This window comes from Pseudomonas sp. 2822-17, assembly GCF_002742485.1.
Lineage (GTDB): Bacteria > Pseudomonadota > Gammaproteobacteria > Pseudomonadales > Pseudomonadaceae > Aquipseudomonas > Aquipseudomonas cyclaminis.
This window is the reverse complement of record NZ_LJRZ01000515.1, coordinates 1-261: the sequence shown is the minus strand read 5'-3', so window position 1 is coordinate 261 and position 261 is coordinate 1. Positions and strand designations below refer to the sequence as shown.

Below are 261 nucleotides of genomic sequence, written 5' to 3'. Positions count from 1 at the left end.
CTGTCGCTCTGCGCCACTTTTTGCTGCATTTCTGCGGTGCGCTGATTCCAGGTGTTATCGATATTGGTGAGTTTATCGGTCAGGGTTTTGACCTGATTTTCCAGATCTGGCACACGGGAGCGCAGGCTTGGCTCAGTGCTAAGTTGTTTCAACGGGATCCAGGCGGTACGGCCAGAGCTGTCTTTCACCTGGGCATAATTGGTGTTGGCGTCAGTTTGTAATAAGGTCACTTCCTCGCCGGCGTTAACCGAGCCCACGAGA

The 261-nt window shown here is 53.3% G+C and carries 1 protein-coding gene; it reads right to left on the bottom strand.

The features are described from left to right. The coding region (locus AOA60_RS22210; RefSeq protein WP_143522474.1) for a TIGR04211 family SH3 domain-containing protein at positions 1–261 on the bottom strand (261 nt) is incomplete at both ends.